Here is a 26,654-nt window from a genome sequence, read left to right as displayed (position 1 = left end):
CCTTATTTCAAAGCCCCGGGCGGGATTCAACCCTGCCGCCACTGTACCTCATTTGTTCTCGCGCGCAATCCCGTTTTGTTCTCATTGCCCTGCCCCGCGCGTCAGCCCCGCCATCAGCCGCGATCCAGCACCTCGCGCACGAGGGAGCCAAGCTGTTTCAGGCTGAAAGGCTTGGCGAGGAAGGTGAAATCGAGGCCGGGGTCGAGGCTCTTGCGGAACTGTTCCTCGGCATAGCCCGAGATCAGGATCACCTTCAGCCCCGGCAGCCGGTCGCGCGCCGCGCGGGCCAGCGACGGCCCGTCCATCGACGGCATGACGACGTCGGAGACGAGGAGGTCGATTCGCTCGGTGCCGCCATTGATCAGCTCCAGCGCCTCCTCGCCCGTCGGTGCCTCGAGCACGCGGTAACCCTGGCGCTTGAGGGCGCGCACGGCGAAATTGCGCACCGCGTCCTCGTCCTCGACGATGAGGATGGTCTCGTTGCCGGGGGCCGCAGCCTCCGGCTTCTCCGGTGCCTCGACCACCTGTTCCTCCGGATCGCTGCCGGCGACATGGCGCGGCAGGGCGATGCGGAAGGTGGTGCCCTGCCCCGTCTCGCTCTCGACGACGATGGAGCCGCCGGTCTGCTTCACGATGCCATAGACGGTGGAGAGGCCGAGGCCGGTACCCGCCCCCACTTCCTTCGTCGTGAAGAAGGGCTCGAAAATCTTCGGCAGGACGTCGCGGGGAATGCCGTGACCGTCGTCCTGCACCTCGATCAGCACATAATCGCCCGGCGGCAGCTCGAGCGAGGGAAATTTGCCCAGGGCGCGACGCGACAGGTTGCGGGTGCGGATCTGGATATGGCCGCCCTCGCGCATGGCATCGCGGGCGTTGACGACGAGATTGATGATCACCTGATCGAACTGGCTGGGATCGACGCGCACCGGCCCGAGATCGGGGGCGTGGTCGAGATCGAGCCTGATGTTGGCGCCGATCAGCCGGCGCAGCAGGGTCGAGAGGTCGTTCAGCGTATCGCGGATGTCGATGACCTTGGGCCGCAGGGTCTGCCGGCGCGAGAAGGCCAGCAGCTGCCGCACGAGGTTGGCCGCCCGGTTGGCGTTCTGCTTGATCTGCATGACGTCGGGGAAGGACTCGTCCTCCGGCCCGTGGCGGGTCAGCAGCAGGTCGCAGAAACCGATGATCGCGGTCAGCAGATTGTTGAAATCATGGGCGATGCCGCCAGCGAGCTGACCTACGGCCTGCATCTTCTGCGACTGGACGAATTGCTCCTCCAGCGCCTTCTGGGCGCTGACGTCGAGCATGTAGACGATACGGGTCGGCTGCTCCTGCGAGCCCTGCAAGCGGCTGGCTCTGGTCGCGAACAGGCGCATGGTCATGGCCGGCCGCGCCTTGAAGCGCAGCTCGGCGCTCGCGCCTTCCGCCCCGGCCAGAACCTGGGCGAAGTCGATGCTCGGCCGCGGGTCCTCGGCCGGCAGGTCGATCAGCTTGTGCAGGTCCTTGCCGAGGACGAGTTCCGGATCGGGCGCGCCGGCGGCCAGCTCGGCGAAGACCGGATTGGCTTCCTCGACCGTGCCATCGGCGGCGAGGGCGGCGATGCCGACTGGCGCATCGTCGATGAAACGGCCGAAACGCTCGGCCGATTCCGCCAGCGCCTCGACCGAGCGGACAATCTCGCGCAGGTCGATGACGAGGCCGCCGCGCGAATTGCCGCCGCGCGGATCGGTCTGCAGCACGACCTCGACCGGAAACGGCGGCTCTTCCAGCGGCAGGAGGTCGGCGCGGAAGCGGCCGTCCCCGGCATCGGGATATTCCGCTGGGCGGAACGCCTCGAAGATCGACAGGCGGCCCTCGCCGATTTCCTCGACCGTGCGGCCGAGCCAGGTCGCGAGGGTCGCGTTCAACGCGGTGATGCAGCCGTCCTGATCCATCTCGAACCAGCCGAGGTCGGCATGTTCGAAGATGCCGGGATCGACCCGGGGCGGCATTCCCACCTCGCGCACGGTGAGCAACAGATAGCTGGCCCGGGGGCCGAGAGCGCGGCCCGACACCTCGACCTGGCGGCCGCTGCCGGGCAGGGTGAACTGGCGGGCGTGTCCGCCCTCGACCGCCGCGGCCCAGGCCTCGGGCACGGTCTCGACCGGAAGTCCCAGGCGATGCCAGGGCTGATTGTGCTGCAACAGGAGGCCGCCCGGCCCGGTGACCGCCCGCGCCACCGAGGACAGCTCCATGGCGGGGCCGATCTCCTCGATCATGGCTTCCACCGACTGGCGGCGGCGGCGCTCGGCCAGATGGTTGCTGACGGTGATGGCGGTCATCGGAATGGCGACCGCGACGATGCCGGTCACACCATAGAGCACGTCGCCCGTCGCGATGCCGACGCCGATCAGGGCACCGCCCGCGCCGGCCAGGATGCCCCGCAGAAAAGGCAGGATCGACCGCTTCTCGCGCGGCGGGGCTTCCCTCAGCTTGTCGGCGTCGACCTGGTCCATGGCTATTGATTACGGGACTGCGGGCCGCTTTGGAAGGCCCCCGCGACGCCGCAGCACGAAACCGATCACTTCCGCCACCGCCTTGTAGTGATCGGGCGGGACTTCCTCGTCGATTTCAACCGTGGCGTAGAGCGCGCGGGCGAGCGGCGGGTTCTCGACCAGGGGCACGCCCGCCTCGTCGGCCACCGCCCTGATCCGCGCGGCGAGCGAGTCGGCGCCCTTGGCGACGACGACGGGGGCGCCCATCTTCTCGGCGTCGTATTTCAGGGCGACGGCGAAATGGGTCGGGTTGGTGACGACCACGTCGGCCGTCGGCACCGCCGCCATCATGCGCCGCCGGATGCGCGAGCGGGCCATCTGGCGCTGGCGCGCCTTGATCTGGGGGTCGCCCTCGGTCTGCTTGTGCTCGTCCTTCACCTCCTGCTTGGTCATGCGCAGGCGGCGCAGGCGCTCGAAACGCTGGAACATGAAGTCGGCGCCGGCGATCACGGTCAGCACCACCAGCGCGCCGCCAAACAGGCGGATCACCGCCTGCAGCGTGAGCAGCGCGATATCGTCGAATTCGCGCGAAGGCAGCGCGATCATCGCGTTGAAGGTCGGTGCCGCGCCGATCACCGCCCCGGTGCCGACGGCGACGATCTTGGCGATGCCCTTGACGAATTCGACCAGCCCCTGGCGCGAGAAGATGCGGGTCAGGCCCTTCATCGGCGACAGTTTCGACAGGTCGGGTTTCATCTTCTCGCCGCTGAAGATGATCTTGTGCTGCAGGGCGTGGCCGGCGATCGCCGCCGCCACGAGCAGCAGCAGCGGCAGGCCGAGGCCGAGCAGCAGGTCCTGCCCGACCTCGATCAGGATGTCGACGCCGGTCCGCTCGTCGAGCGAGATCGCCCAGCCGTGATCGAGGAAGCCGGCGAGGCGCCGCCCCATGTCGGGCCCCGAGACGGTGGCGATGATGACGATGGCGCCGAGGCCGGCGGCAAGGCCGAACCAGTGGCCGACCTCGTTGCTCTTCAGGACGTCGCCGCGCTTCTCGGCATCCGCGATGCGTTTCGCGGAGGGTTCTTCTGTTTTGGAACTCTCGTCCTGGTCTTCGGCCATCGCCCCCCTCCTAGCGGATCAGCGGGCCGAGCGCGTCGACGAACCGGTCGGCGAACAGGGTCAGGGTGAAGCCCATGGTGAGGGAAAGCAGCAGGAAGGCGAGCGGGATCTGCAACGGCATGGCGATGAAGAAAACCTGCATCACCGGCATCAACCGGTTCATCAGGCCGAGCAGCACGTTGAACACGACACCGAAGGCAAGGAAAGGCGCCGACATCTGCATGGCGAGGGTGAAGGTATCGGCGATCACCCCGGTGGCCAGCCGGGCGAAATCGCCAACGGGCGGCGCGGCGGCGACCGGGAACAGGCGATAGCTCTCGACGAGGGCACCGATCAGCAGGTGATGCAGATCGGCGACGACGATCAGCGTCGTCCCGGTCATGACCAGGAAATTGGAGGCGACCGCCGACTGGGTGCCTTGCGTCGGATCGACGTTCTGGGCGGCGGCGAGGCCCGACTGCACGGCGATGATGGTGCCCGCGATATGCAGCGCGGAAACCGCCAGCCGGGCGATGCCGGCAATGGCGAGGCCGACCAAGACCTCGCCCCCGATCAGCGGCAGCAGCAGCGCGGGCTGGGCCGGCAGCGGCGGCAACGTGCCCGCCCGGGGCAGGATGATCACGGTCAGGAACAGCGCGAGGGCAAGGCGGATGCGGGCCTGGACATATTGTTCGCCAAAGACCGGCAGGACCATGACCATGGTGCCGATCCGGGCGAAGACCAGCGCCAGGGCGAAGACGCCGCCGGGCAGAAGCTGGTCCAGCATGGCGTCAGCCGCCGCCGGCGGGCGCGGCCGGGGGCGCCGTGCCGGGGACGGCGCCAGCCGGCGCGTTGCCCGGGGCGGCGCTAACCGGCACCTGCGCGTTACCGTCGGCGATGCGCGACATGATCTGCTGGGTGAAGGTGCTCATCTGCGAGCCCATGAAGGGCAGCGCGAGCAGAAGAACGGCGAAGATCGCGATGATCTTGGGGACGAAGCTGAGCGTCGCCTCCTGAATCTGGGTCAGGGCCTGGAACAGCGAGATGGTCAGGCCGACGACAAGCGCCACCACCATGACCGGCGCCGAGACGAGCATGATGGTCAGCAGCGCCTCGCGCGCGACATCCAGGGCTTCGCCAGCCGTCAAGTTTCAGCCTCCGACCGCCGATCCCGGTCAGATCGGCATACGCATGATTTCCTGATAGGCTGACACGACCTTGTCGCGGACCGCAACCACCGCCTGCAAGGTGACTTCCGCATTGGTCAGCGCGGTCACCACGTCGGTGACATTGGCCTTGCCGGCCGCCGCCGCCAGCGAGGTCTGGTCGGCCTTGACCGAGGTCGCGACCGCGTCGTCCATGGCGCGGCCAAGCACGGCGCCGAAGGAATTGGCATCGTCGCCGCCCGGCAGGGCCGCCGTCCGGCCAAGGGCTTCACCGCCAGGGGCCGAGCCCGCGCCGCGGCGCAGGGCATCGGTATAGGCGCCGAGGGCGCGGTTCGCGATGGGGTCCATGTCGGCTCCTTAACCCGGGCTCAGGAACGCAGCAGGTCGATGGTGCGCATCAACATGCCGCGGGCCGAATCAATGACGTTCAGATTGGCTTCATAGGTGCGTTGGGCCTGGCGCATGTCGCTGACCTCGACCAGCGTGTTCACATTCGGCGTCTTCACATAGCCATCGCCATCGGCCGCCGGATGGCCGGGGTCGAAGCGGCTGCCGAAGGGCGACTGGTCTTCGGTGACGGCTTTCACCTTCACCTCTGCCGCGCCCGTCGCCTTGTCGAGTTCGCTGGCGAAGGTGACGACCTTGCGGCGGTAGGGCTCGTCACCCGGCTTCATGCCCACGGTCTCGGCATTGGCCATGTTTTCCGCGATCACCCGCATTCGGACGCTCTGCGCCCTCATGCCGGCGGCGGAAATCATCATGGTCCGGGTCAGGTCGTCGACGGACATCTCTGTCTCCTTAACGCCGGCGTCAGGCCGACGGCCCACGCAGGGCGGTCTTGATCATCGCGACCTGCTTGCGATAGATGCCGGTGATCGTGTCGTAATCCATCTGGGTCTCGGCGAGGCGGGTCATCTCGTCCTCGATGACGACCGCATTGCCCGAGGGCGTGGATTCGTAAGTGCCGGAGCGTTCGGAGCGTGCCTGGCTGCCGTCGGCGACGCGGGTGCCCTGCATGTGGCCCGCCGTCGTCGTCGCGACCGCGACCGGCGCCGCGCCACCGCGGCCCAGCTCCCGCGAGACTTCGCGGGCGAAGGCATCCTCGGACAATTCGCGCGGCTTGTAGCCCGGGGTGTCGGCATTGGCCACATTCTGCGCGATCACGCGCTGGCGGGCGCCGAGGAAATCCATCCGGCGCACCAGCATACCGATCAGGGGAATGCGGTCGAGATCCATGGCGATTGCGGCCCTTGCCAGACATGGCGATGCTGACATGCTGGCACCGTCTCCTTAACGGCGGGTAAACGATCGGGCTTCCCCCGGGGCCAAGACCTCGTTAACCCTGTCGGTGCAGAATGGACCGGACCATGGAAAGCACGGGCCGATGAGTGACGACAGACCGACGCGCCGGCAGAAGGCCGTGGCGCTCTCCTACGAGCGGGGCCTCGATACCGCGCCGCGTGTCGTCGCGCGCGGTCAGGGCGAGCTTGCCGAGCGGATCGTCGCCCTCGCCCTCGCCCATGGCGTGAAGCTGCGCGAGGATGCCGATCTGGTCGAGATTCTGGAAACCATCGACCTCGACGAAACGATCCCGCTCGAAGCCTTCGCCGCGGTCGCCGAAATCCTCGCCCATGTCTATATGGCCAACAACCGGATGCGCGAGGCGCGGGCGATGCAGCCCGGCCCGGACCAGCCGCTGGGCGGCTTCCCGCGATGACGCTCGACCTCTTGCGCGCGGGTTTCGCCCTCGGTCTCGTCATCCTGCTGATCATCGCCTTCGGCGCCGTGCTGCGCCGGCTGGGCGACCGGGTACCGAAACGGGCGGGCAGGCGCCTCGCCGTCGTCGAAACCCTGAGCCTCGACCCGCGCCGCCGCCTCGTCCTCCTGCGTCAGGACGAGACGGAACATCTCGTGCTGCTCGGCCCCGGCGGCGATATCGCGCTGGACCGCCGGCCGGCGTCGGCGCCAGCATCGGCGGCGCCCGTTTCTTCCCCGCCCCCTGAATCTTCCCCGCCCCCCGAGTCTTCCCCGCCCGCGGAGTCGCCATGACCGGCCGCCTGACGCTGAAAACCCTCGCCCCCGCCTGCGGCGCCGGCCTTCTGCTGCTGCTCGGCAGCGGGGCGGCGCTGGCGCAGAGCCTGTCGCTCGACCTCGGCGGCGAAGGTGGCATGACCTCGAGCCTCGTTCAGGTCGTCGTCCTCGTCACCGTGCTCAGCCTCGCGCCGTCGCTGCTCGTCGTCGTCACGTCGTTCGGGCGGCTGGTCGTCGTCCTGTCCCTGTTGCGCAGCGCGATCGGCGCGCAGACGACGCCGCCCAACACCATCCTGATCGGCCTCGCCCTGTTCCTGACCGCCTTCATCATGGCGCCGACCTTCGACAAGGCATGGCGCGACGGCATCAACCCCTATATCGAGGGCCAGCTCGACGAGCGCGCCGCCTTCGACGCGACGGCGGCGCCCTTCCGCGCCTTCATGCTGAAACACACGCGGGAACAGGATCTGGCGCTCTTCGTCAACCTGTCCGAGGCCCCGGCGCCAGCGACGCCGGACGCGGTGCCGCTGACCACGCTGGTGCCGGCCTTCATGATTTCCGAACTGCGCCGGGCCTTCGAGATCGGCTTCCTGCTGTTCGTGCCCTTTCTCGTCATCGACATGGTGATCGCCTCGGTGCTGATGGGCATGGGCATGATGATGCTGCCGCCGGTGGTCATCTCCCTGCCCTTCAAGCTGATCTTCTTCGTCCTCGTCGATGGCTGGAGCCTCGTCGTCGCCAGCCTGATCCAGAGCTACGGCACCTGAGCGCGATGTCCCTCTCCGCGCCGGATCACAGGGTCAGCGCGGCGACGACGCACCAGACGGCGGAGACGACCAGCGCGCCCCAGGTCAGCAGAATGCCGTAAAGCCGGGGCGGCGTGCCCTCGGCCGAGATCGACAGGCCGATGCCGTGCAGCGCCCGCCCGGCGAACAGCGCCGCGCCGAGAACGTGGATCGCCCAGCCCGGCTGGCCCGAAAGCTCGAGAAGTCCGATGAGGACGAGGGTAAGCGGCACATATTCGACATTGTTGCCATGGGCCCGGATCGCCCGCTGCAGGGCGGAATCGCCGCCGTCGCCGAAAATCACATTGGATTTCATGCGCTGCAGACCGACCCGGAAGGCGAGGGCGAAGGACAGCAGGCCGTTCAGCCCGGCATAGAGCAGGGTCCAGTGCGGCAGCGCCGCCAGCGGGGCAACCAGTGCGTCGGGCATTGCGAATTCATCCTCCCTGCGGGGTGGCGGGCCGGCCGCCGGCATCATTGTCGGCTCGCAGTCCGCCATGGCCCGGCAACTTTCGCAAGGGGGCAGATCCGATACCGCCGGGGTTGCGTATAGCATCCTCAGAGACCTGACCCCGGAACGCTCATGACCGACCGCCGCCCGATGATCCTGTGGTTCCGCCGCGACCTGCGCCTGTCGGACCAGCAGGCCGTGGCCAGCGCGGCGAGCAGCGGCCGGCCGGTCATCCCGCTGCACATCCTCGATGAAACCATGGGCGGCGCGGCGCGCTGGTGGCTGCACCACAGTCTCGCCGGCCTTCACCGGGATATCGCCGCCCTCGGCAACCGCCTCGTCCTGCGGCGTGGACCGGCGACGGAGGTGATCGCCGGCCTGATCGCCGAAACCGGGGCGGAAGCCATCGCCTTCAACCGCAGCCCCGACCCCGCGGTCGCCGCCAGCGACGAGGCCCTGGCCCGCCGCCTGCGCCAGGCGGGGATTGAGGTCATCACCAGCGACGGCGGCCTGCTGTTCGAGCCGGGCGGCATCCGCACCGGCACCGGCCAGCGTTTTCGCGTCTTCACCCCATTCTGGCGCGCCTGCCGGGCCGCGCCCCCGCCGGCCTGGCCCTTGCCCGCGCCTGAAGCCCTGCCCGCCCCTTCGACGCCTGTCGCGGGCGACAAGCTCGACGACTGGTGCCTGCTGCCGACCGCGCCCGACTGGGCGCGGGGCTTCGCCCCCTGCTGGCAACCGGGCGAGGCAGGCGCCCGTGCCCGCCTCGCCGCCTTCATCCGCCACGATCTGCGCGATTACGGGGCACGGCGCGACCGGCCCGATCTGCAGGCGACCTCGCGCCTGTCGCCCCATCTTGCCTTCGGCGAGATCAGCCCGGGGCAGGTCTGGCACGCCGCCCATCACGCCCTCGCCCGCGATCCGGCCCGCTCGACGGGTGTCGAGCGTTTCCTGTCCGAACTGGGCTGGCGGGAGTTCTCCTATCATCTGCTGGCGGCCGAGCCGGAGATGCCGCGCCGGCCCCTGCGCCCCGAATTCGCCCGCTTCCCCACGCTGCGCGACGACACGGCCCTGCGCGCCTGGCAGCGCGGCCTGACCGGCTATCCCATCGTCGATGCCGGGATGCGCGAGCTGTGGCAGACCGGCTGGATGCACAACCGGGTGCGCATGGTCGCCGCCTCCTTCCTGATCAAGGATCTGCTGCTGCCCTGGACCGAGGGCCTCGCCTGGTTCGCCGACACGCTGGTCGATCACGATGTCGCCAGCAACGCGGCGAGCTGGCAATGGGTCGCCGGCTGCGGTGCCGACGCCGCGCCCTTCTTCCGCATCTTCAATCCGACCCTGCAGAGCCGGAAGTTCGATCCCGCGGGCGCCTACATCCGCCGCTTCGTGCCCGAGCTGGCGCGCCTGCCCGACGAGCTGATTCACGCCCCGGCCGCCGACCCCGACAGGGCGGCGCGCCATGGCGTGGTCCTCGGCCGCGACTATCCCGCCCCCATCGTCGACCACGACGCGGCCCGCCAACGCGCGCTCGCCGCCCTCGCCAGCCTGAAACAGGAGAATGCCGCATGACGCAAGGCATCCAGCGCATCGCCGTCGTCGGCACCGGTATCTCTGGCCTTTCCGCCGCCTGGCTGCTGCGGAACCGCCATCGTGTCACGGTCTACGAGAAGGACGACCGGCTGGGCGGCCATGCCCATACCCGCGTCGTCGACTACGACGGCGCGGCCATCCCGGTCGATACCGGCTTCATCGTCTATAACGAGGTGAATTACCCGCATCTGACCCGGCTCTTCGCCAGCCTCGGCGTCGTGACGGACGAAAGCAACATGAGCTTCTCGGTCTCGGCCGGCGACGGACAGCTGGAATGGGCGGGGGAGAGCCTGCGCACCGTCTTCGCCCAGAAGCGCAATCTGGCGCGCCCCCGTTTCCTCGGCATGTTGCGCGACATCCTGCGTTTCAATCGCGACGCCGCGGCCGACCTCGCCGCCGGGCGGCTGGCCGGCCTGTCGCTGGGTGCTTATCTCACGCGGGGCGGTTTCGGCGACGCCTTCCGCCGCGACTATCTGCTGCCCATGGGCGCGGCGATCTGGTCGACCCCGGCCGCCGACATGATGGATTTCCCGGCCGCCAGTTTCATCCGCTTCTTCGCCAATCACGCCCTGCTGCGCGGCCTCGATGAACGCCACCAGTGGCGTACCGTGCGCGGCGGCAGCCGGTCCTATGTCGAGCGGATCGGCCGCGACCTCGGCGACGCCGTCCGCCTGTCCTGCCCCGCGATCGCCATCGAGCGCGACGCCTTCGGCGCGACGGTGATCGACGCCGCCGGTGGCCGGGAGCGATATGACGCCGTCGTGCTGGCGACCCATGCCGATCAGGCGCTGACCCTGCTGGCCCGGCCGGACGAAGCCGAGCGCCGCATCCTCGGCGCCTTCCGTTACACCGACAATGTCGCCGTGCTGCATCGGGACAGCGGCCAGATGCCGCGCCGCCGGGCGGTCTGGTCCAGCTGGAATTACCTGACCGGCAAGGGTCATGCCGGCGACAAGGTCGCCCTGACCTACTGGATGAACCGGTTGCAGGGCATCGACCCCGCCCGGCCGCTCTTTGTTTCGCTGAACCCGTTCCGGCCGATCCGCGAGGATCTGGTCTTCGCCACCGACCATTACCGCCACCCGATGTTCGATGCCGGCGCCATCGCCGCCCAGCGCGAACTGCCATCGCTTCAGGGCCGCGACCGCGTCTGGTTCGCCGGCAGTTACGCCGGCAACGGCTTCCACGAGGACGGGCTCGCCGCCGGCATCGCCGTAGCGAGCGGCCTCGGCTGCCCGCCGTCCTGGCTGATGGCGAAGGTGGCGGCGGAATGAGCGGGCCGGCGGCCCGCCTCTTCGTCGGCCGGGTGTTCCACGGCCGGCACCGGCCCCTGCGCCACGCCTTCGGTTACCGCGTGTTCTCGGTCCTGCTCGACATCGACCGGCTGGACGAGGCGGCGCGCCGGTCCTGCCTGTTCGCGATCAACCGTTTCGGCGTCCTGTCCTTCCACGAGCGCGACCATGGCGCCCGCGACGGCAGCCCGCTTCGCCCCTGGGTGGAAGCGCAGGTCGCCAATGCGGGAATCGGCATCCCGCGCGGGCAGCGCATCGAGATTTTGTGCTTTCCCCGGCTTTGGAGTTTCGTATTCAATCCCCTGAGCATCTATTTCATCGGTGACGGCGAGATCCCGGCGGCGATCGTTTACGAGGTGAAGAACACCTTCGGTGAACAACACGCCTATGCGCTTTCCGTCGACGGGGAGAATGGCTTGATCGAGCAGGAAACCGCGAAGACCTTCCATGTCTCGCCCTTCATGCAGATGGGCCTGCGCTACCGCTTCCGTCTGCGCCGCCCGGATGACGCCCTCGCCGTCGCCATCGACGCCGGGGATGGCGACGGCCCGGTGCTGACCGCCCGCCTGACCGGGCGGGAGCGCGCCTTCGACGACCGCAATCTGGCGGCGGCCGTGCTCGGCCATCCGCTGATGACCCTGAAGGTGGTCGCGGCCATTCACTGGCAGGCCCTGCGCCTGTGGCTGAAAGGCGCGCCGTTTTTCCGCAAGCCCGCCGTTGCCGAGGATCTGCGTCCATGAGCATGACATCGACCGCCGGCAGCCACGCCGGCCGCCCCTGCCACGGCATCGTCGAACGCGAGACGGCGCTGCATCTGCCCGGGATCGACCGCTGGCTGCGCCTGTTGCTGCGCCTCGCCGGCCATCTCGATTACGGCACGGTGATGCTGACCCTGCCGGATGGCCCGACCATCGCGTTGCGCGGGCGGACCCAGGGGCCGACGGCGGAAATCGTGTTGCGCGATCAGCGCCTCGGCCGGCGGGTCTTGCTGCGCGGTGGCCTCGGCTTCGCCGAAGCCTATATGGACGGCGATTTCGACACGCCGGACCTGACCGCCCTGCTTGGCGTCATGAATGTGAACGAAGCCCTGATGGCGCGGGTGCTGGACGGCAAATGGTGGATGCGCGCGCTTTCCCGGGTCGGCCATGTCATGAACGGCAACAGCCGCAAGGGCAGCCGGCGCAACATCGCCCACCACTATGATCTCGGCAACGAATTCTATGCCGCCTGGCTCGACCCCGGCATGACCTATTCCGCCGCCGTGTTCGATGGCGGCGTCACCGATCTTTCGGCGGCGCAGGATGCCAAGAACGACCTGCTCGGCCACAAGCTCGGCCTCGGTCCCGACCTTCATGTGCTCGAGATCGGCTGCGGCTGGGGCGGTTTCGCCGAGCGGGCGGCGAAACAGTTCGGTGCGCGGGTCACCGCCGTCACCATCTCGCGCGAACAGCACGACTACGCCCGCCGGCGCATCTTCGAGGCCGGCCTCGCCGAGAAGGTCGACATCCGCCTGCAGGATTACCGCGACATCCCCGGTCGCTTCGACCGAATCGCCTCGGTCGAGATGTTCGAGGCGGTGGGCGAGCGCTACTGGCCCCGCTTCTTCGGCCGGGTGGCCGATTTGCTGAAGCCTGACGGCCGTGCCGCGCTTCAGGTCATCACCATCGCCGAGCCCTATTTCGAGCGTTATCGGCGCCATGTCGATTTCATCCAGAAATATGTCTTCCCCGGCGGCATGTTGCCGTCCCCCACCGCCTTTCGCGCGGCGGCGCAGGCGGCCGGCCTGCGCGGTGGCCAGACGACGACCCATGGCCCCGACTATGCCCGCACCCTACGGCTGTGGTTCGAGCGTTTCAACGCGGCGCAGGACCGGATCAGGCCGCTCGGCTTCGACGAGCGGTTCAGGAGATTGTGGAATTATTACCTGTGCTATTGCGAGGCAGGCTTCGACACCGGCTCGATCGACGTGATGCAGACCGTGCTGCATCCGGCCTGACCGGATTTCGGCCACAATCGGGATCGAGGCTTTGCCCCACCTTCATTTGGGCTTGCCTTAAACGGGGCGAGGCTACAGAACGGGTTCAGAGATCCAGGCAGCAGGGGCGGCAGAACAGCGTGGTCAATTCATCGACGTCCCGCCTCCCCGCGTTGCAGGTCTGGCTTTATGGTCTCCCCGCCCTCGCCCTGACCGCCGTCGGCGTGCCGCTGCTGCTCTATCTCGTGCCCTTCTACACGGTCGAAAAAGGCATTCCGGCGGGTGAAGTCGGTGCCATCCTGTTCGCCGTGCGCCTGGCCGACGCGATCTTCGATCCCACGTTCGGCGCGATTTCCGACCGGGTGCGCACGCGCTGGGGCCGGCGCCGGCCCTGGCTGCTGATCGGGACCGTGCTGCTGACCATCGCCATCTGGCACGCCTTCATGCCGCCGGAAACGGTCGACTGGGTCTATTTCCTGGTGTGGATGACCATTCTCTATGCCAGCTGGACCATGGTCATCGTGCCCTATGTCGCCTGGGGCGCCGAGTTGACCGGCAATTTCGACGAGCGCACGCGCATCGCCGGCATCCGCGAAATCTTCCTGCTGGTCGGCACCGTGCTGGCGGCGGGCGTGCCCACCATCCTGAAGGCGTTCGGCGGCGGCGGCCAGACTGCGACGATGGAGGCCATCGGCCTTTTCGTCATCATCGTGCTGCCGCTCTCCCTCGCCCTCATTTTCTGGAAGGTGCCGGAGCCGCAGGTCATCGCCACCGGCCACGGCCATGGCTGGCGCGCCTCGGTCGACGCCATTCGCAAGAACGGCCCCTTCCTGCGCCTGATCACGGCCTTCATGCTGAATGCGACGGCGCAGGCCATCGTCGCCACGCTGTTCTTCTTCTATGTCGGCTTCGTCCTTGGCGATCCCGGTCACGGCCCCATGCTGCTGCTGACCTATTTCGTCGCCGGCATCGTCGCCGTACCCTTGTGGATGCGTCTTGCCGAGCGCTTCGGCAAGCACCGGACCTGGGCCTATTCGATGATCTCCTCGGCGGCGATCTTCCTGATCACGCCCTTCCTCGGCCCGGGCGATTTCTGGATCTTCTTCGTCATCTCGATCTTCACCGGCATGAGCCTCGGCTGCGACCAGATCCTCGCCTCCTCCATGCAGGCCGACGTGGTCGACATCGACTCGATCCGTTCAGGCCAGCAGCGCGCCGGGCTCTATTTCGCGATCTGGAACATGGTGACCAAGATGGCGGGCGGCGTCGCTGCGGGCGTCACCCTGCCCCTGCTCGGCGTGTTCGGTTTCGATGCCAAGGCGACGGCCGACAATCCCAATCCGCCCCAGGCCCTGCTGGCGCTCGTCGTGCTTTTCGCCGTGGTACCGCCCGCGCTCCGCTTCCTGTCGGTCAAGATCATCTGGAACTATCCGATCACCCGCGAACGCCACGCCAAGCTGCGTGCCATGATGGAGCGGAAACTGGCTCGCCGCCTCGCCGCCTCGGGCGGGGAATAGGCTCAGGGCGCCGGCGTCGCGATGCGCCGGCGCAAGCGCCGCAGCACGAAGCCGAGCAAGGGGACATGCTCGTAAAGCTGCGAGGCGGCGTCCCAATGATCGACATGGGCCGTCACGAGGCCGCTCGCCGGATCGAGGCACAGCTCGCTCGCCCCCTCGATCTTCAGGGGCCTGTCCGGCCAGCGCCGCAGCCGGTAATCCATGGTCCAGAGCAGCACGGCCCGCTCGCCATCGCGAAAGCGCCCGCGCAAGGCAAAGCGCACGTCGAGGCAATCCTCGAACATCTGGCGGAACAGGGCCCGCGCATGGTCGAGACCGGCGATATCGTTGAAGGGATCGCGAAAGCGGATGTCCGGCGCCATGACCGCGTCCAGGGCATCGACGGTTTCCGGCCTCAAGCCTTCAAGCGCGGCGGCATAACGCGCCAGCGCGCCATCGAGATCCATCATCGCCCCTGCCCCGTCATCCGTCCGACCAGCGGAAAATACAGCCGGTAGGGCAGCAGCCGAAGCAGCTTGAGCATCAGGGTGAAGCGGCGGGGAAAATGGCTCTCGAACGCGTTTGTTCTGGTCAGGGCGCGGACCATGCGCCGTGCCGCGTCCTCCGCCTCGATGCGGAAAGGCATGGGGAAATCATTGCGGTCGGTCAGGGGCGTGCGCACGAAACCGGGGCTGACCAGCCGGATGTCGACGCCGCTGCCGGCCAGTTCCACCCGCAGCGCCTCGGCCATGTTGATGAGGGCAGCCTTGGTCGCGCCATAGGCTGAGGCGCCGGGCAGGCCCGAATAGCCGGCGACCGAGGCGACGATGGCGATCCGCCCGCGCCCGCGCGCCCGCATCAAGGGCAGCAGCGCGGCAAGACCGTTCACCACGCCAAAGACATTGACCGCGAAGAGATCGCGAAAATCCGCCGGTCGCAGATCGGATGCCGGGGTCGGCCGATGATTGCCGGCGTTGAGCACGGCAAGGTCGATCGGGCCATGGTCCGCCTCGATCGCGGCGACGGTCCCCGCCACCGCCGCCTCGTCGGTGACGTCCAGCGGCAGGGTGATGGTCCCCGCCGGCGGCTGCGCCAACCCCTGCGCGCCCCGCGCGCTGGCGGCGACGCGCCAGCCCTGCCGGACGAATTCCTCGGCGAGGGCAAAGCCGATGCCCGAACTCGCCCCGGTGATCCAGACGAAGGGTGCCGTCATGGCCGCACCTCCGCCTCGAGCCGGCGCGGCTCCACCACCCGGCGATACTCGATAACCGAGCCGTCCGAGGCGGCGAATTCCAGCTTCACCCAGTTCCCCGCCGCGTCGTACCACAGGTCGAGGTCGAGATCGCCCCGCATCAGGTAACGGCTGGCCGGCACCGCGCGGCCCTCGGATTGCACCGTGTCGAGGCCGGCATCGGTCACCGTCACCGCCATCGGGCGGCCGTCCTGACTGGAAATAAGCCGGCGCTGGCGGACCGAGTCCATGCGCCAATAGGTGGTCGGCAGCAGGTCGGCCGGTACCGTGCCGGCGAAATCGCTGCCCCTGACGACGAGACCATCCGCGCCAGCCGCGATATCGACCCGTTCCGCCGTACCGTCGTCGTTCGTGGCGCTGGTCATGGCGATCAGGCGGCCATCCCGCCAGCGTTCCTCGTTCCGGTGTTCGTAGCGGAAGAGCGTGATCGAGGCGAAGCTGACCGCGAGGCGGATGTCGATGTCGACGACGAGGTCGGCACCGTCATGCCGGAAGGCGATACGGTGCGTCCCGATCAGGCTGCCGTTTCGCCAGACTTCGAAATAGACCGGCTGCGGCGTCTGACCCGCCCGTTCGGCGCGGGCCGGGGCGGCAACGCCGCCAATCCAGACGATCAGGGCGACCAGCGCCCGCAACCAGGTTTTCATGCGCCGCCTCCCGCCTTGTCCGGTCTCCCTCACTTACGCGGGAAACCGGCAGGCGGATCAGCGACGGCCGGCTGAATTCGGCTCGGAGCCTGTCTGGGCATCCGGCGGATCGACCCGTCCGGCGTTTTCAGACAGGCTCTCAACGCCTCTTGTGGTCGTCGTCGCTGGTCAGGGCGCCGATGGCGGCACCGCCGGCACCGCCGATCAGGGCGCCGGTGATCGCGCTGCCCCCGGTGAGGGCACCGACCGCGGCACCCGCGCCGGCGCCGATGGCGCCGCCCGAGAGCGCGCGCTGTTCCTGACGGTTGAGGCCAGAGCAGGCGCCAAGGCCAAGGCTAAGGCAGACAAGGCCGAGGGCGGCGATGGTCGTCGACTTGCGCATGGTTCATCCTCCGATCAGACTGGTGAGCGCGACCTTTCGGCCGCGTGCAGCCCCTCACCCCATGACAGAGCAACGGCACGATCTGCCCCGCGGTTCCCGAAAAACCCGCCCCGCGTTGCCAAGACCTTGATTTGTAATGCTTTATCCCGGGATTCCCGCCATGGACAAGACTGTCGAAATCCTCTCTCGCGAGATCGTGCACAAGGGTTTTTACCCCAAGACCGTGCTTCGCCTGCGCCACCGCCGCTTCGATGGCACCATGAGCGCGGAAATCAGCCGCGACATCCTGGAACAGGGCGGCGCCGCCGTCGTGCTGCCTTACGATGCGGCGAGCGACCGGGTGCTGCTGATCGAACAGTTCCGCCCCGCCCCCCTCTTGATGGACGACGATCCCTGGCTCCTCGAGACCGTGGCCGGACGGACCGAGCCGGGCGAGGATCCCGCCGAGACCGCGCGGCGCGAGGCGGTGGAGGAGGCGGGCCTCGCCGTCACCGACATGGTGCGCGCCGCCATCGGCTATCCATCCCCCGGCTGCCTGAAGGAGCTGGCGACCATCTTCGTCGGCCGCTGCGACCTGTCGCGGAGCGGCGGCCTGCATGGCCTTGCCGACGAGCACGAGGACATCAAGGTCCATGTCGTCACCGTCGACGAGGCGCTGGCGATGGCGGCGGACGGCCGACTGCGCAACATGCCCGCCCTCGTCGCGCTCTACTGGCTCGCGCTCAACCGCGCGGATTTGCGCCGCCGCTGGGCTTGAGTCCCACGCGCCACCCCGGTAGGTTCACTAGTCCTTGAAGAGAGACACGACAAGCCGGACCCCATGCCGATTCGCCAGGATTTCATCGACACCATCGGGCACACGCCCCTCATCCGTCTGCGCGCCGCTTCCGAGGCGACCGGATGCGAGATTCTGGGCAAGGCGGAGTTCCTGAACCCCGGCGGCTCGGTAAAGGATCGCGCCGCCCTGTTCATCGTGCGCGACGCCGAGGAACGGGGCCTGCTGCGCCCCGGCGGCGTCATCGTCGAGGGCACGGCGGGCAATACCGGCATCGGCCTGTCGCTGGTCGGCAATGCCCTTGGCTATCGCACCGTGATCGTGATGCCCGAGACCCAGTCCCAGGAAAAGAAGGACATGCTGCGCCTGTGCGGCGCCGACCTTCGCCTGGTGCCGGCGGTGCCCTATGCCAACCCGATGAATTACGTGAAATATTCAGGCCGCCTCGCCGAGGAGATCGCGGCGGCGGAGCCGAATGGCGCGATCTGGGCCAACCAGTTCGACAATACCGCCAACCGCCGCGCCCATTACGAGACGACGGGGCCGGAAATCTGGGCCGATACCAACGGCAAGGTCGATGGTTTCGTCTCCGCCGTCGGCTCGGGCGGGACGCTGGCGGGCACCGCCATGTATCTGCAGGAACAGAACCCCGGCGTGAAGATCGCCCTCGCCGATCCGCCGGGGGCCGCGCTCTATTCCTATTACACCACGGGCGCCCTGAAGGCCGAGGGGACCTCGATCACCGAAGGCATCGGCCAGGGCCGCATCACCGCAAATCTCGAGGGGCTGAAGGTCGATACCGCCTATCAGATCCCGGATGACGAGAGCCTGCCGGTGGTCTTCGACCTCCTGAAGCACGAGGGTCTGTGCCTTGGCGGCTCGAGCGGCGTCAATGTCGCCGGCGCCATCCGCCTCGCCCGCGAGCTCGGCCCGGGTCATACCATCGTCACCATTCTCTGCGACGGTGGCGCCCGCTACCAGTCGAAGATGTTCAACCCGGAATTCCTCAAGGCGCGGAACCTGCCCGTGCCTTCGTGGCTCTAAAATCAAGAACCGGAGCATCATCAATGCCGAATGAGACAGGCCTCGTTTCCACCGAGTGGCTTGCCGAACACCTGGATGCGCCCGACGTGCGCGTCGTCGATGCCTCGTGGTATCTGCCCGGCGCCAATCGCGACCCCCGGGAAGAATACAAGGCGGGCCATATCCCCGGCGCCGTCTTCTTCGATATCGACGAAATCTGCGACCTGACCTCGCCCCTGCCCCACATGCTGCCGTCGTCCGAGAAATTCTCGGCCCGGGTGCGCAAGATGGGCCTCGGCGACGGCAACCGCATCGTCGTCTATGACGGCGGCGCGCCCTTCGCCGCCGCCCGGGTGTGGTGGATGTTCCGCGCCTTCGGCCATGACGATGTGATGGTGCTCGACGGCGGCTTCGCCAAGTGGAAGGCCGAGAGCCGCCCGGTCGACGACATGCCGCCCGCCCCGCGCGAGAGGCATTTCACCGCGCGCGAGAACACGATGCGCATCCGCGCCTTCGATCAGGTGCGGCAGAACCTCGTCACCCGCAAGGAGCAGGTGGTCGACGCCCGCAGCGGCGGCCGCTTCACCGGCGCCGAGGCGGAACCGCGCCCCGGCCTGAAGCGCGGCCATATCCCGGGCTCGGTCAATGTCCCGGCCGGCAGCCTGCTCGACCCCGAGACCGGCGTGTTCCTGCCCCACGCGAAACTGGCCGAGATTTTCGCCGCCGCCGGCATCGACCCGGCGAAGCCCGTGGTCGCTTCCTGCGGCTCGGGCGTCACCGCCTGCATCGCGCTGCTCGCCCTGCATGAACTGGGCGCGCGCAATCTCGCGCTCTACGACGGCTCCTGGGCCGAATGGGGCGCCCGCGCCGACGCCCCCATCGAGGTCTGACGTGACCGCCGACGCGGAGGCCCCGCCGCCGGACTGGGTGCCGGCGGCGGGCCCCGCCCAGGCCTCGCGCATCACCTATCTCGAAATGCTCGAGCGCCCGGCCCCCCGCCGGGCGCCGCCGCCCCTCGACCAGCATGTCCTGATGCGGGTTGAGGAGCCGAAAGTCGCCTATTTCCGCTGGCTCTACCATTACGTCGGCCGGGACTGGATGTGGATCGACCGCCGCCGCTGGCCGGACGACAAGCTCGCGGCCCATCTCGCCGCCCCGGGCTATGGCCTCTATGTCCTGCACCTCAAGGGCGCGCCCGCCGGCTTCTTCGAACTGGTGCCCCAGGACGGCGGCACGCGCATCGACCTCGGCCTCTTCGGCATCGCCCCCGACTTCATCGGCCGCCGCCTCGGCCCCTTCATGCTCGATCAGGCGATCCAGCTCGCCTGGGAACGCGGCCCCACCCGCATGACCGTCGACACCTGCACCCTCGACCACCCCAAGGCCCTGATCCTCTACCAGAAATTCGGCTTCCGCCCCTATGCGACGCGCGAGCGGCTGGCCTGGCCGCTGGGACCGGAGCTGGCACGGCTGGATTGAGGGGGGGGGATTCCCCTCGAGTTCATTCGTCATTCCGGCGGAGGCCGGAATCTCGTGACCAGATGGCCCCTGCGGCGGCACGAGGATGGAGTTTCGTATAGCGTCCCCGGAACCTTGGGCGTCCCCGGAACCTTGGCGTCCCCGGAACCCCGGAACCCCGGAACCCCGGAACCCCGGAACCCCGGAACCCTTGCCACCGCAAAGCCATGGCTTCCATCCTTTGTCAACTGAGCCTGGTATCAGCCTATCGGTACTGTTATTTGTTGAGCCATGGTGGAAATACTATATCTCGATCAGAACGCATGGGTGGCGCTGGCGCGCGGCGCTTGGGACAAGGTGAGTTATCCGCAGGAGCACGCACAGCTAGTAAAAGTCGTCACAGCGCTTCAGCAGCAGCGATTTATCGTCCCACTAAGCTTCGCCAATATCTACGAAACGTCAAAGATCAATGACCCCGTCCGCCGGGAAAATATGGCGCGAACCCAAGTTACAATCAGCCGTGGCCGCGTCTTTCGTGGCAGACGCCGGATACTGGGCGAGACGCTAGAAGCTTATCTGACCAACAAATTTGCGATCAAGCGCGCGCCGCCGGAGGAGTACTGGTTCCTGTCCGACATATGGTTCGAAGCGACCGCCAATTATTCGTCCGGGGCGTTCGGCTTTGCTCTGTCGGACAGAGTCCTCGACCATATGCGCTCCGATCCTGCAAGGGCACTGTTCGATTATCTTACCGCCAGCGATGAGCATGTGAGACTCGAAAGTGTCAGGCGCTTTAGCGCTGGCTCGGCTGATCTCGTAGCGAGAATCGAAGCACGACGGGCTATTGTCGCTTCTGAACCCTTGGCGCTGCGCAAACGCGCTTATGGCGCGCAGCTGATGATCGACGAACTCGATTTCATTCTTGCAACTGGCCGAAAGCTTGGATTGGACTGGAATGGTGTTCGCGACATTGGAGCTTCGTTGGTTCGTAGTATCCCAGTTGACGTACCGATCCTCGCTACCGAGAGGGAACTGGCTGTACGACTCGAAGATCAGGCTAGGCCTATCGCAGAGAACGACCTGCGTGACATGTCAGCCTTCGCTACAGTCTTGCCGCTCGCCGATATCGTCATCGGCGAAAAGACCTTCGTCAATCTCGCCCGACAGGCCCGGCTGGGCAAGACTTATGGCACGCGGCTGTTAACCTCGATTGACGAGCTCTGATCCGCAGGGTGCAGGAGATAAGGGGACGCTATATTCATCCCCGCTACCCTCGATCACTCCCCTCAAGCCGCCACGGTAAGGCGAAGCCCCAGCGCCTTGATCACCTTCAGGATGGTGGCGAATTCCGGGTGGCTGTGTTCGGACAGGGATTTGTAGAGACTGGCGCGGCCAAGGCCGGCGGCCGCCGCCACATCGCTCATGCCCCTGGCCCGCGCGATGTTGCCGAGGGCCGAAGCCATCACGGCGGGGTCGCCTTCCTCGAAGGCGGCGTCGACATAAGCGGCGATCATTTCGGGGCCGTCCAGATATTGGCTGGCATCCCATGCCGTGGTCACGGTGGTCATGTCCTTCGTCATCCTGTTCACATCCCGCGCGTTGCCGAGGGGAGGCGGTCAATCCGGATCAGAATGCGGGCTTTCGCTTGCAGGTCCCACGATCCCGCTGTCTCCGACGAAAGACAGCGTGATAGGCACGAAAGGCAACATGAACGCAGCAGAAGCCGATCACTCGGCACTGGCGAATGCAGCGGAAATCTTGCGACCGTCTTCACCCTTGCTTAACTTGAAGACAGACGAAAAGGAGCCTCCATGTCCCGGACCACGACCATGACCGTGCGGATCAGTGGCGCGCTGAGCGATTTCGTAGCCTCGAACGTGGGCGAGAACGGCGCCTACGAGAATATCAGCGAATATGTCCGTGACCTGATCCGGCGCGACAAGGAACGGGCCGAGCGGGAAGCCTTCGACCGCTTGAAGGCCGAGTTGACGCGCGCCTTCGCGGCGCCCGAGCACGACTATCGCCCCCTGACCGCCGCCGAGGTGATCGCCCGGAACCGCGGCTGACACCATGGCCGTCCTCGTCCAGGAGGCGGCGTCTCGCCGGCTCGATGAGATATTCCGTTACACGAGGGATCGCTGGGGAAGCGAACAGGCCGAGCGATATATCATTGACCTCTTCGCCGCTTTCGACAGGATCGAGAGCCATGGCGCGATCTCGCGGCCGATCCCGGCCGAATTCGGGGTCGAAGGCTTCTACTTCCGGCACGAGCATCATTTCGTCTACTGGCGGCGCCTGTCCGGCGGTGACATCGGTATCGTCACCATCCTCCACGAGCGCATGCATCAGATGGACCGGTTCCGCGACGATCATTCGGCCTGACCGGCGCGGCGACCAATCGCCATATTTTCCATGTTCACTTTTTGTTCCATTTCCGTCATGCTTGTCTCATGGCCGATCCGATCCCCCTGCCCCCGAAACGTGCCGCCAAGCCGCGGCCGGTTTTCGTGCGGGGGGAGGAGCGTGAGGCGTCCGCGGGGCCGGGGGATGGCGGCGTGCTGGCCGGGGCGGCGGCGCGGGCCGGGCGGGGCACCATGTCCAACGCCAGCGGCCGGTTCGAGCGCGAGGCGCGGGTGGCGCTGGACGACGGCTGGGGCAATCTGGACGAGCCGGCGCCCCGTATCGTGACCACGGTGCAGACGGACAAGGCGCGCAGTGTTATCACCCGCAACGACAGCCCGGATATTTCCTTCGACCGTTCGATCAATCCCTACCGGGGCTGCGAGCATGGCTGCACCTATTGCTATGCAAGGCCGACCCATGCCTATCTCGGCCTCTCCCCCGGGCTCGATTTCGAATCCCGCCTGTTCGTGAAGCCCGAGGCGGCCCGCCTGCTGGAGGCGGAGCTCGGCGTGAAATCCTATGTCTGCCAGCCCATCGCCCTCGGCACCAATACCGATCCCTATCAGCCGCTGGAGCGCAAGATGCAGGTCACGCGCCGCATCCTCGAAGTGCTGGAGCGCTGGAATCATCCGGTGACCGTGGTCACCAAATCCGCCCTTGTCGTGCGCGACATCGACATTCTCGCCCGCATGGCCGGCCGCAACCAGGCCAAGGTGGCGATTTCGGTCACCACCCTCGACCGCCGCCTGGCCCGGCGGATGGAGCCCCGGGCGGCGACGCCGGAGCGACGGCTGGAGGCGATCCGCGCCCTCGCCGCCGCCGGCATCCCGACGGGGATCATGACCGCGCCGATCATTCCGGGCCTGACCGATCACGAGACCGAGGCGATCCTCGAGGCCGGGCGGGCCGCCGGGGCCTCCATCGCCGGCTATGTCTTGCTGCGCCTGCCGATGGAAATCCGCGCGCTGTTCGAGGAATGGCTGGCCGCCGCCATGCCCGAGCGGGCCGGGCGGGTGCTGGCGCTCGTCCGCGACATTCGGGGCGGCAAGCTGAACAGCGCCGAATTTGGCCTCCGCCAGCGGGGCCAGGGGCCCTATGCCGAGCTGATCGCCCGGCGTTTCCGCCTCGCCTGCAGCCGGCTGGGGCTGGAGACCGCGCGCCGCCCGCTCGACACCACGCGCTTCCGCCGCCCGCTCGACAGCGATAACCAGATGGCCCTGTTCGGCGACTGAAGCGCGGCAAGGATTCACAAGGCCCGGTCTTCGTGCCATGGTCCCCGCGCCATGAAAGCGAAGACACCAAGCCTGCCGCCGCCCGACCTGTCCCGCGAAACCGCCCTGGGCGGCCTGGTCTGCGGCATCGACGAGGCGGGGCGCGGCCCCTGGGCCGGGCCCGTCTCGGCCGCCGCCGTGATCTGGCCGGCCGGCGCCGTGCTGCCCGCCGGGATCACAGATTCCAAGAAACTCTCCGCCGCCGCGCGGGAGCGCCTGTATGGCGAGATCCTGGCCACCGCCCATGTCGGCATCGGCGAAGCCAGCGTCGAGGAAATCGACCGGCTGAACATCCTGAAGGCGACCATGCTGGCCATGCGCCGCGCGGTCGAGGCCCTGCCGGTCGTGCCCGCCCACGCCCTCGTCGACGGCAATAGGGCGCCGGCCCTGCCCTGCCCGGTCACCACCCTGGTCAAGGGCGATGCCCTGTCGCTGTCGATCGGCGCCGCTTCGATCGTCGCCAAGGTGCACCGCGACCGCATCATGACGCAGGCTGATTTGCGCTTTCCGGGCTATGGCTTCGCCCGTCACATGGGCTATGGCACGCCGGAACATAGCGCCGCGCTACAACGGCTTGGGCCAACAAGTTTCCACCGCACATCATTTAGTCCCATCAAGGCATTGATTCAAAACGACTATTGACGTGATTCCCCGGCCGAATCAGGATGCGCTGATTCGGTTGCCTCTGGGGGTCGGTCATGACGAAGGAAATCAAGCAGGAACTGCCGCTCGATCGGATTCTGATCGGCGATTGCATCGAGATGATGCGAGGCCTGCCTGACAAGTCGGTCGATCTCGTCTTCGCCGATCCGCCCTATAATCTGATGCTGGACAAGGGCACCCGCGCCGGCCAGCTGCGCCGCCCCGACCAGTCGGTGGTCGACGGTGTCGACGACGACTGGGATCGCTTCGGCGACGGCGCCAGCATCGCCGAGTCATATGCCGAATACGACCGCTTCACGCGGGCCTGGCTGTTCGAGGCGCGGCGGGTGCTGAAGGATACCGGGGCGATCTGGGTCATCGGCTCCTATCACAACATCTTCCGGGTCGGCACCGCCTTGCAGGACCTCGGCTTCTGGATGCTGAACGACGTCGTCTGGCGCAAGGCCAACCCGATGCCGAATTTCCGCGGCCGGCGCTTCACCAATGCCCATGAGACGCTGATCTGGGCCGCCCGCAACGAGGCGCAGAAGAGCTATACCTTCAATTACGACGCCCTGAAGACCATGAACGACGATCTTCAGATGCGCTCCGACTGGCTGCTACCGATCTGCGGCGGCAACGAGCGGCTGAAGGGCGACGACGGCGCCAAGGCCCACCCGACCCAGAAGCCGGAAGCCCTGCTTTACCGCGTCATCGTCGGTTGCAGCCATCCGGGCGACGTCATCCTCGACCCGTTCTTCGGCACCGGCACCACGGGCGCCGTCGCCAAGCGCCTGGGCCGGCATTTCATCGGGCTGGAGCGCGACACGGCCTATGCCGCGGTGGCGCAGGCCCGCATCGACGCGGTCGAGACCGGGGGCGAGGCGCCCCTGTCGGTCACCAAATCGAAGCGGGAAGAGCCGCGCATTCCCTTCGGTCACGTGGTGGAGCGCGGGTTGATCCGCCCCGGCACCCAGCTGTTCGACCAGCGCCGCCGCTGGGTCGCCCGGGTGCGCGCCGACGGCAGCCTGGTCGTCAACGACGCCACCGGCTCCATCCACCGGGTCGGCGCCCATGTCCAGGGCGCGCCGGCCTGCAACGGCTGGACCTTCTGGCACTTCGAGCATCAGGGCAATCTGGTGCCCATCGACTTCTGGCGCAGCCGTCTGCGCGCGGAGTTGGGCGCCGCGCACTGACCTGCGACAATCGGAACCGCCGAAACGCGGGGACTGCGGCATTTTGGGTGCTTTTCCGCGACGGCGCGCCGTCGTCTCATTCCGCGAGGATCAATCATCGCGGAACACCCCATGCGCGTCGAGGCGGTCGCCCCCGAACCTGCGCTTGCCGAACTGCTGCCGGGCGCGGCCTATGCCGACGCCTATCGGGCGGTCACGGAATTGCGCAGCCTCGACGCCCCGTCGGCGGCGCGGCGCATCATGGGCCGCTCGCCCCGCTGGGTGCGCCTGCTCATGCGCCTGCGCAACGCCCTCGTCGCTCCCTTCGGCCTGAAGCCCGGCCATGAGGGCGATCCGGATCACGTCGGCATCTTCCCGGTGCTCAGCCAGTCGCCGGGCTGCGTCATCCTCGGCCTCGACGACCGCCATCTCGATTTCCGCGTCGCGGTCGAAGTGGTGCCCGCCCCCGGCCAGCGCCGCCGCATCACGGTGACGACACTGGTGCGCCCCCACAATATCTGGGGCCGTGTCTATCTGAAGGTGATCCTGCCCTTCCACCGGCTCATCGTCGCCGCGATGATGGCGCAGGCCGAGAAATCCTGAGCGGGTCTCTGCACCCGCCCGCGGCGTGCTCCCACCTTACCCCCCGCTCTCTCCCCCCTGCCAGCGGGCGGAGAGGGGGCTATTTCTCCCTCTCCGCCCTTTGGGGGGAGAGCGACTGTCTTGTTGGTCAAGAGAGATTTGGCATGGCCTGCCGGACGTCTCGTGCTTTTGCGTTGAGCCGGACGAGGAGTTTTCGGGCGAGGGCGATGCGGATGACCTTTCTGGGTTTGCCGGCGTCGAGCAGCTTTTTGTGGAAGTCCGCGAAGTCGCGATTGAAGCGCCTGACGATGCTGGCGACGATGAAGAGGATGGACCTGACGCCGGCCCGTCCCCCTCGGACATGGCGGTTCCCCGAATGTTTGCCGCTATCCCGGGCGAGGGGCGCGAGGCCTGCGAGCTTGGCGATCGCCTTGCCCGAGAACGTGCCGATTTCCGGCAGTTCGGCCATGAGGCGGGCAATCGTGCGCAGGGCGACACCCTTGATCGAGCGGCAGGCGACATTCAGGGCCTGCCAGAGGGGCTCGCTGTCGAGGAGGTCGACGATAGCGGCCTCGAAGGCGCGGGCCTGGCGGCGCAGAAGGGCGATGACCTCGTCGATCGAGGCCAGCACCATGGGATCGTCGATCAGGCGGCGCTGATTGGTCTGAGCGACAATGGTCTGGGTGATC

At 67.6% G+C, this 26,654-nt stretch carries 33 protein-coding genes; 19 read left to right on the top strand and 14 right to left on the bottom strand.

What is annotated here, in order from left to right; all coding sequences use genetic code 11:
* Positions 1-113: 113 nt before the first annotated feature.
* The 7 genes from DKG74_RS18270 to flgB are packed head-to-tail and all read right to left on the bottom strand — an operon-like array spanning position 114 to position 5,971.
* Positions 114-2,492, bottom strand: coding sequence for a hybrid sensor histidine kinase/response regulator (locus DKG74_RS18270; protein ID WP_109907623.1), 2,379 nt, complete (start codon positions 2,490-2,492; stop codon positions 114-116).
* Between the two features lie 9 nt (positions 2,493-2,501).
* Positions 2,502-3,590 (bottom strand): flagellar biosynthesis protein FlhB, encoded by a 1,089-nt coding sequence (flhB, locus tag DKG74_RS18265; RefSeq protein WP_109907622.1) that lies wholly within the window; start codon positions 3,588-3,590, stop codon positions 2,502-2,504.
* Between the two features lie 10 nt (positions 3,591-3,600).
* A complete protein-coding gene (fliR, locus tag DKG74_RS18260; protein ID WP_109907621.1) occupies positions 3,601-4,356 on the bottom strand; it encodes a flagellar biosynthetic protein FliR in 756 nt (251 codons plus the stop codon).
* Between the two features lie 4 nt (positions 4,357-4,360).
* On the bottom strand, positions 4,361-4,717 hold the full coding sequence (gene fliQ / locus DKG74_RS18255; RefSeq protein WP_109907620.1) for a flagellar biosynthesis protein FliQ: 357 nt from the start codon (positions 4,715-4,717) through the stop codon (positions 4,361-4,363).
* Between the two features lie 27 nt (positions 4,718-4,744).
* The gene (gene fliE, locus DKG74_RS18250) at positions 4,745-5,083 is read right to left on the bottom strand and encodes a flagellar hook-basal body complex protein FliE (protein ID WP_109907619.1); all 339 of its coding nucleotides are present in this window, start codon (positions 5,081-5,083) and stop codon (positions 4,745-4,747) included.
* Between the two features lie 20 nt (positions 5,084-5,103).
* Positions 5,104-5,523 (bottom strand): flagellar basal body rod protein FlgC, encoded by a 420-nt coding sequence (gene flgC / locus DKG74_RS18245; RefSeq protein WP_109907618.1) that lies wholly within the window; start codon positions 5,521-5,523, stop codon positions 5,104-5,106.
* A gap of 22 nt (positions 5,524-5,545) precedes the next feature.
* The gene (flgB, locus tag DKG74_RS18240) at positions 5,546-5,971 is read right to left on the bottom strand and encodes a flagellar basal body rod protein FlgB (RefSeq protein ID WP_165837749.1); all 426 of its coding nucleotides are present in this window, start codon (positions 5,969-5,971) and stop codon (positions 5,546-5,548) included.
* Positions 5,972-6,119: 148 nt separating this feature from the next.
* Here flgB and DKG74_RS18235 point away from each other — a divergent pair, with 148 nt between their 5' ends.
* The 3 genes from DKG74_RS18235 to fliP are packed head-to-tail and all read left to right on the top strand — an operon-like array spanning position 6,120 to position 7,533.
* On the top strand, positions 6,120-6,452 hold the full coding sequence (locus DKG74_RS18235; RefSeq protein ID WP_109907616.1) for an EscU/YscU/HrcU family type III secretion system export apparatus switch protein: 333 nt from the start codon (positions 6,120-6,122) through the stop codon (positions 6,450-6,452).
* Positions 6,449-6,784 (top strand): flagellar biosynthetic protein FliO, encoded by a 336-nt coding sequence (locus tag DKG74_RS18230; RefSeq protein WP_109907615.1) that lies wholly within the window; start codon positions 6,449-6,451, stop codon positions 6,782-6,784. Before DKG74_RS18235 ends, DKG74_RS18230 begins: the two co-directional genes overlap by 4 nt.
* Entirely contained in the window at positions 6,781-7,533 is a 753-nt protein-coding gene (fliP, locus tag DKG74_RS18225; protein ID WP_109907614.1) for a flagellar type III secretion system pore protein FliP, read from the top strand. Before DKG74_RS18230 ends, fliP begins: the two co-directional genes overlap by 4 nt.
* Before the next feature lie 25 nt (positions 7,534-7,558).
* On the opposite strand, the gene DKG74_RS18220 is transcribed toward fliP, so the two are convergent.
* Entirely contained in the window at positions 7,559-7,981 is a 423-nt protein-coding gene (locus DKG74_RS18220; protein WP_165837748.1) for an MAPEG family protein, read from the bottom strand.
* Positions 7,982-8,134: 153 nt separating this feature from the next.
* On the opposite strand from DKG74_RS18220, the gene DKG74_RS18215 reads away from it, so the two are divergent.
* The 5 genes from DKG74_RS18215 to DKG74_RS18195 all read left to right on the top strand — a co-directional run bounded on the left by DKG74_RS18215 (position 8,135) and on the right by DKG74_RS18195 (position 14,376).
* Entirely contained in the window at positions 8,135-9,571 is a 1,437-nt protein-coding gene (locus DKG74_RS18215) for a cryptochrome/photolyase family protein (RefSeq protein WP_109907612.1), read from the top strand.
* A complete protein-coding gene (locus tag DKG74_RS18210; protein ID WP_109907611.1) occupies positions 9,568-10,866 on the top strand; it encodes an NAD(P)/FAD-dependent oxidoreductase in 1,299 nt (432 codons plus the stop codon). Before DKG74_RS18215 ends, DKG74_RS18210 begins: the two co-directional genes overlap by 4 nt.
* Positions 10,863-11,624, top strand: coding sequence for a DUF1365 domain-containing protein (locus tag DKG74_RS18205; RefSeq protein ID WP_109907610.1), 762 nt, complete (start codon positions 10,863-10,865; stop codon positions 11,622-11,624). Before DKG74_RS18210 ends, DKG74_RS18205 begins: the two co-directional genes overlap by 4 nt.
* A complete protein-coding gene (locus DKG74_RS18200) occupies positions 11,621-12,880 on the top strand; it encodes an SAM-dependent methyltransferase (protein WP_109907609.1) in 1,260 nt (419 codons plus the stop codon). Before DKG74_RS18205 ends, DKG74_RS18200 begins: the two co-directional genes overlap by 4 nt.
* 119 nt (positions 12,881-12,999) lie before the next feature.
* Positions 13,000-14,376 carry an MFS transporter gene (locus DKG74_RS18195; protein ID WP_165837747.1) on the top strand — a complete coding sequence of 459 codons (1,377 nt, stop codon included), beginning with the start codon at positions 13,000-13,002 and terminating at the stop codon, positions 14,374-14,376.
* Positions 14,377-14,378: 2 nt separating this feature from the next.
* Here DKG74_RS18195 and DKG74_RS18190 read toward each other — a convergent pair whose 3' ends face one another.
* The 4 genes from DKG74_RS18190 to DKG74_RS18175 form a co-directional block, all read right to left on the bottom strand.
* Positions 14,379-14,825: a nuclear transport factor 2 family protein gene (locus tag DKG74_RS18190; RefSeq protein WP_109907607.1), complete on the bottom strand. Its 447-nt coding sequence runs from the start codon at positions 14,823-14,825 to the stop codon at positions 14,379-14,381.
* Positions 14,822-15,568, bottom strand: a complete 747-nt coding sequence (locus DKG74_RS18185) for an SDR family NAD(P)-dependent oxidoreductase (RefSeq protein WP_109907606.1) — start codon at positions 15,566-15,568, stop codon at positions 14,822-14,824. Before DKG74_RS18185 ends, DKG74_RS18190 begins: the two co-directional genes overlap by 4 nt.
* On the bottom strand, positions 15,565-16,254 hold the full coding sequence (locus tag DKG74_RS18180) for a DUF6134 family protein (protein ID WP_109907605.1): 690 nt from the start codon (positions 16,252-16,254) through the stop codon (positions 15,565-15,567). Before DKG74_RS18180 ends, DKG74_RS18185 begins: the two co-directional genes overlap by 4 nt.
* Positions 16,255-16,393: 139 nt before the next feature.
* Positions 16,394-16,636, bottom strand: coding sequence for a YMGG-like glycine zipper-containing protein (locus DKG74_RS18175; protein ID WP_109907604.1), 243 nt, complete (start codon positions 16,634-16,636; stop codon positions 16,394-16,396).
* A gap of 160 nt (positions 16,637-16,796) precedes the next feature.
* Between DKG74_RS18175 and DKG74_RS18170 the strand changes: the two genes are divergently transcribed.
* From DKG74_RS18170 to DKG74_RS18150, 5 genes are all read left to right on the top strand, one after another.
* Positions 16,797-17,393 (top strand): NUDIX domain-containing protein, encoded by a 597-nt coding sequence (locus DKG74_RS18170; protein ID WP_109907693.1) that lies wholly within the window; start codon positions 16,797-16,799, stop codon positions 17,391-17,393.
* Between the two features lie 63 nt (positions 17,394-17,456).
* Positions 17,457-18,455, top strand: coding sequence for a cysteine synthase A (locus DKG74_RS18165; protein ID WP_109907603.1), 999 nt, complete (start codon positions 17,457-17,459; stop codon positions 18,453-18,455).
* Positions 18,456-18,478: 23 nt separating this feature from the next.
* Complete coding sequence (gene sseA, locus DKG74_RS18160; RefSeq protein WP_109907602.1) at positions 18,479-19,324, top strand: 3-mercaptopyruvate sulfurtransferase; 846 nt, start codon at positions 18,479-18,481, stop codon at positions 19,322-19,324.
* 1 nt (position 19,325) lies between these two features.
* Positions 19,326-19,913, top strand: coding sequence for a GNAT family N-acetyltransferase (locus DKG74_RS18155; RefSeq protein WP_165837746.1), 588 nt, complete (start codon positions 19,326-19,328; stop codon positions 19,911-19,913).
* A 306-nt stretch (positions 19,914-20,219) separates the two neighbouring features.
* On the top strand, positions 20,220-21,116 hold the full coding sequence (locus DKG74_RS18150) for a hypothetical protein (protein WP_133251619.1): 897 nt from the start codon (positions 20,220-20,222) through the stop codon (positions 21,114-21,116).
* Positions 21,117-21,178: 62 nt separating this feature from the next.
* Here DKG74_RS18150 and DKG74_RS18145 read toward each other — a convergent pair whose 3' ends face one another.
* A complete protein-coding gene (locus DKG74_RS18145; RefSeq protein ID WP_243404162.1) occupies positions 21,179-21,472 on the bottom strand; it encodes an addiction module antidote protein in 294 nt (97 codons plus the stop codon).
* Between the two features lie 231 nt (positions 21,473-21,703).
* Here DKG74_RS18145 and DKG74_RS18140 point away from each other — a divergent pair, with 231 nt between their 5' ends.
* The 6 genes from DKG74_RS18140 to DKG74_RS18115 all read left to right on the top strand — a co-directional run bounded on the left by DKG74_RS18140 (position 21,704) and on the right by DKG74_RS18115 (position 25,986).
* The gene (locus DKG74_RS18140) at positions 21,704-21,958 is read left to right on the top strand and encodes a ribbon-helix-helix domain-containing protein (RefSeq protein WP_109907599.1); all 255 of its coding nucleotides are present in this window, start codon (positions 21,704-21,706) and stop codon (positions 21,956-21,958) included.
* Between the two features lie 4 nt (positions 21,959-21,962).
* Complete coding sequence (locus DKG74_RS18135; protein WP_109907598.1) at positions 21,963-22,274, top strand: type II toxin-antitoxin system RelE/ParE family toxin; 312 nt, start codon at positions 21,963-21,965, stop codon at positions 22,272-22,274.
* 68 nt (positions 22,275-22,342) lie between these two features.
* Positions 22,343-23,527 carry a PA0069 family radical SAM protein gene (locus DKG74_RS18130; RefSeq protein ID WP_109907597.1) on the top strand — a complete coding sequence of 395 codons (1,185 nt, stop codon included), beginning with the start codon at positions 22,343-22,345 and terminating at the stop codon, positions 23,525-23,527.
* Between the two features lie 51 nt (positions 23,528-23,578).
* Entirely contained in the window at positions 23,579-24,208 is a 630-nt protein-coding gene (locus DKG74_RS18125) for a ribonuclease HII (protein WP_109907596.1), read from the top strand.
* Positions 24,209-24,264: 56 nt separating this feature from the next.
* Positions 24,265-25,404: a site-specific DNA-methyltransferase gene (locus DKG74_RS18120; protein WP_109907595.1), complete on the top strand. Its 1,140-nt coding sequence runs from the start codon at positions 24,265-24,267 to the stop codon at positions 25,402-25,404.
* A 111-nt stretch (positions 25,405-25,515) separates the two neighbouring features.
* The gene (locus DKG74_RS18115; protein ID WP_109907594.1) at positions 25,516-25,986 is read left to right on the top strand and encodes a DUF2867 domain-containing protein; all 471 of its coding nucleotides are present in this window, start codon (positions 25,516-25,518) and stop codon (positions 25,984-25,986) included.
* 127 nt (positions 25,987-26,113) lie between these two features.
* On the opposite strand, the gene DKG74_RS18110 is transcribed toward DKG74_RS18115, so the two are convergent.
* On the bottom strand, positions 26,114-26,654 hold a 541-nt coding region (locus DKG74_RS18110; protein WP_207779409.1), incomplete at its 5' end, for a transposase.

The sequence above is a fragment of the Zavarzinia aquatilis genome, from assembly GCF_003173035.1.
GTDB lineage: Bacteria > Pseudomonadota > Alphaproteobacteria > Zavarziniales > Zavarziniaceae > Zavarzinia > Zavarzinia aquatilis.
The sequence above is the reverse complement of the archived record's forward strand: the minus strand, read 5'-3'. Positions and strand labels throughout refer to the sequence as shown.

Bases quoted from the DNA above. Each gene is read 5' to 3' on its own strand.
- DKG74_RS18270 (WP_109907623.1), bottom strand. From the start codon at position 2,492: ATGGACCAGGTCGACGCCGACAAGCTGAGGGAAGCCCCGCCGCGCGAG.
- flhB (WP_109907622.1), bottom strand. From the start codon at position 3,590: ATGGCCGAAGACCAGGACGAGAGTTCCAAAACAGAAGAACCCTCCGCG.
- fliR (WP_109907621.1), bottom strand. From the start codon at position 4,356: ATGCTGGACCAGCTTCTGCCCGGCGGCGTCTTCGCCCTGGCGCTGGTC.
- fliE (WP_109907619.1), bottom strand. From the start codon at position 5,083: ATGGACCCCATCGCGAACCGCGCCCTCGGCGCCTATACCGATGCCCTG.
- flgC (WP_109907618.1), bottom strand. From the start codon at position 5,523: ATGTCCGTCGACGACCTGACCCGGACCATGATGATTTCCGCCGCCGGC.
- flgB (WP_165837749.1), bottom strand. From the start codon at position 5,971: ATGGATCTCGACCGCATTCCCCTGATCGGTATGCTGGTGCGCCGGATG.
- DKG74_RS18235 (WP_109907616.1), top strand. From the start codon at position 6,120: ATGAGTGACGACAGACCGACGCGCCGGCAGAAGGCCGTGGCGCTCTCC.
- DKG74_RS18230 (WP_109907615.1), top strand. From the start codon at position 6,449: ATGACGCTCGACCTCTTGCGCGCGGGTTTCGCCCTCGGTCTCGTCATC.
- fliP (WP_109907614.1), top strand. From the start codon at position 6,781: ATGACCGGCCGCCTGACGCTGAAAACCCTCGCCCCCGCCTGCGGCGCC.
- DKG74_RS18220 (WP_165837748.1), bottom strand. From the start codon at position 7,981: ATGCCCGACGCACTGGTTGCCCCGCTGGCGGCGCTGCCGCACTGGACC.
- DKG74_RS18215 (WP_109907612.1), top strand. From the start codon at position 8,135: ATGACCGACCGCCGCCCGATGATCCTGTGGTTCCGCCGCGACCTGCGC.
- DKG74_RS18210 (WP_109907611.1), top strand. From the start codon at position 9,568: ATGACGCAAGGCATCCAGCGCATCGCCGTCGTCGGCACCGGTATCTCT.
- DKG74_RS18205 (WP_109907610.1), top strand. From the start codon at position 10,863: ATGAGCGGGCCGGCGGCCCGCCTCTTCGTCGGCCGGGTGTTCCACGGC.
- DKG74_RS18200 (WP_109907609.1), top strand. From the start codon at position 11,621: ATGAGCATGACATCGACCGCCGGCAGCCACGCCGGCCGCCCCTGCCAC.
- DKG74_RS18190 (WP_109907607.1), bottom strand. From the start codon at position 14,825: ATGATGGATCTCGATGGCGCGCTGGCGCGTTATGCCGCCGCGCTTGAA.
- DKG74_RS18185 (WP_109907606.1), bottom strand. From the start codon at position 15,568: ATGACGGCACCCTTCGTCTGGATCACCGGGGCGAGTTCGGGCATCGGC.
- DKG74_RS18180 (WP_109907605.1), bottom strand. From the start codon at position 16,254: ATGAAAACCTGGTTGCGGGCGCTGGTCGCCCTGATCGTCTGGATTGGC.
- DKG74_RS18175 (WP_109907604.1), bottom strand. From the start codon at position 16,636: ATGCGCAAGTCGACGACCATCGCCGCCCTCGGCCTTGTCTGCCTTAGC.
- DKG74_RS18170 (WP_109907693.1), top strand. From the start codon at position 16,797: ATGGACAAGACTGTCGAAATCCTCTCTCGCGAGATCGTGCACAAGGGT.
- DKG74_RS18165 (WP_109907603.1), top strand. From the start codon at position 17,457: ATGCCGATTCGCCAGGATTTCATCGACACCATCGGGCACACGCCCCTC.
- sseA (WP_109907602.1), top strand. From the start codon at position 18,479: ATGCCGAATGAGACAGGCCTCGTTTCCACCGAGTGGCTTGCCGAACAC.
- DKG74_RS18145 (WP_243404162.1), bottom strand. From the start codon at position 21,472: ATGACGAAGGACATGACCACCGTGACCACGGCATGGGATGCCAGCCAA.
- DKG74_RS18140 (WP_109907599.1), top strand. From the start codon at position 21,704: ATGTCCCGGACCACGACCATGACCGTGCGGATCAGTGGCGCGCTGAGC.
- DKG74_RS18135 (WP_109907598.1), top strand. From the start codon at position 21,963: ATGGCCGTCCTCGTCCAGGAGGCGGCGTCTCGCCGGCTCGATGAGATA.
- DKG74_RS18130 (WP_109907597.1), top strand. From the start codon at position 22,343: ATGGCCGATCCGATCCCCCTGCCCCCGAAACGTGCCGCCAAGCCGCGG.
- DKG74_RS18125 (WP_109907596.1), top strand. From the start codon at position 23,579: ATGAAAGCGAAGACACCAAGCCTGCCGCCGCCCGACCTGTCCCGCGAA.
- DKG74_RS18120 (WP_109907595.1), top strand. From the start codon at position 24,265: ATGACGAAGGAAATCAAGCAGGAACTGCCGCTCGATCGGATTCTGATC.
- DKG74_RS18115 (WP_109907594.1), top strand. From the start codon at position 25,516: ATGCGCGTCGAGGCGGTCGCCCCCGAACCTGCGCTTGCCGAACTGCTG.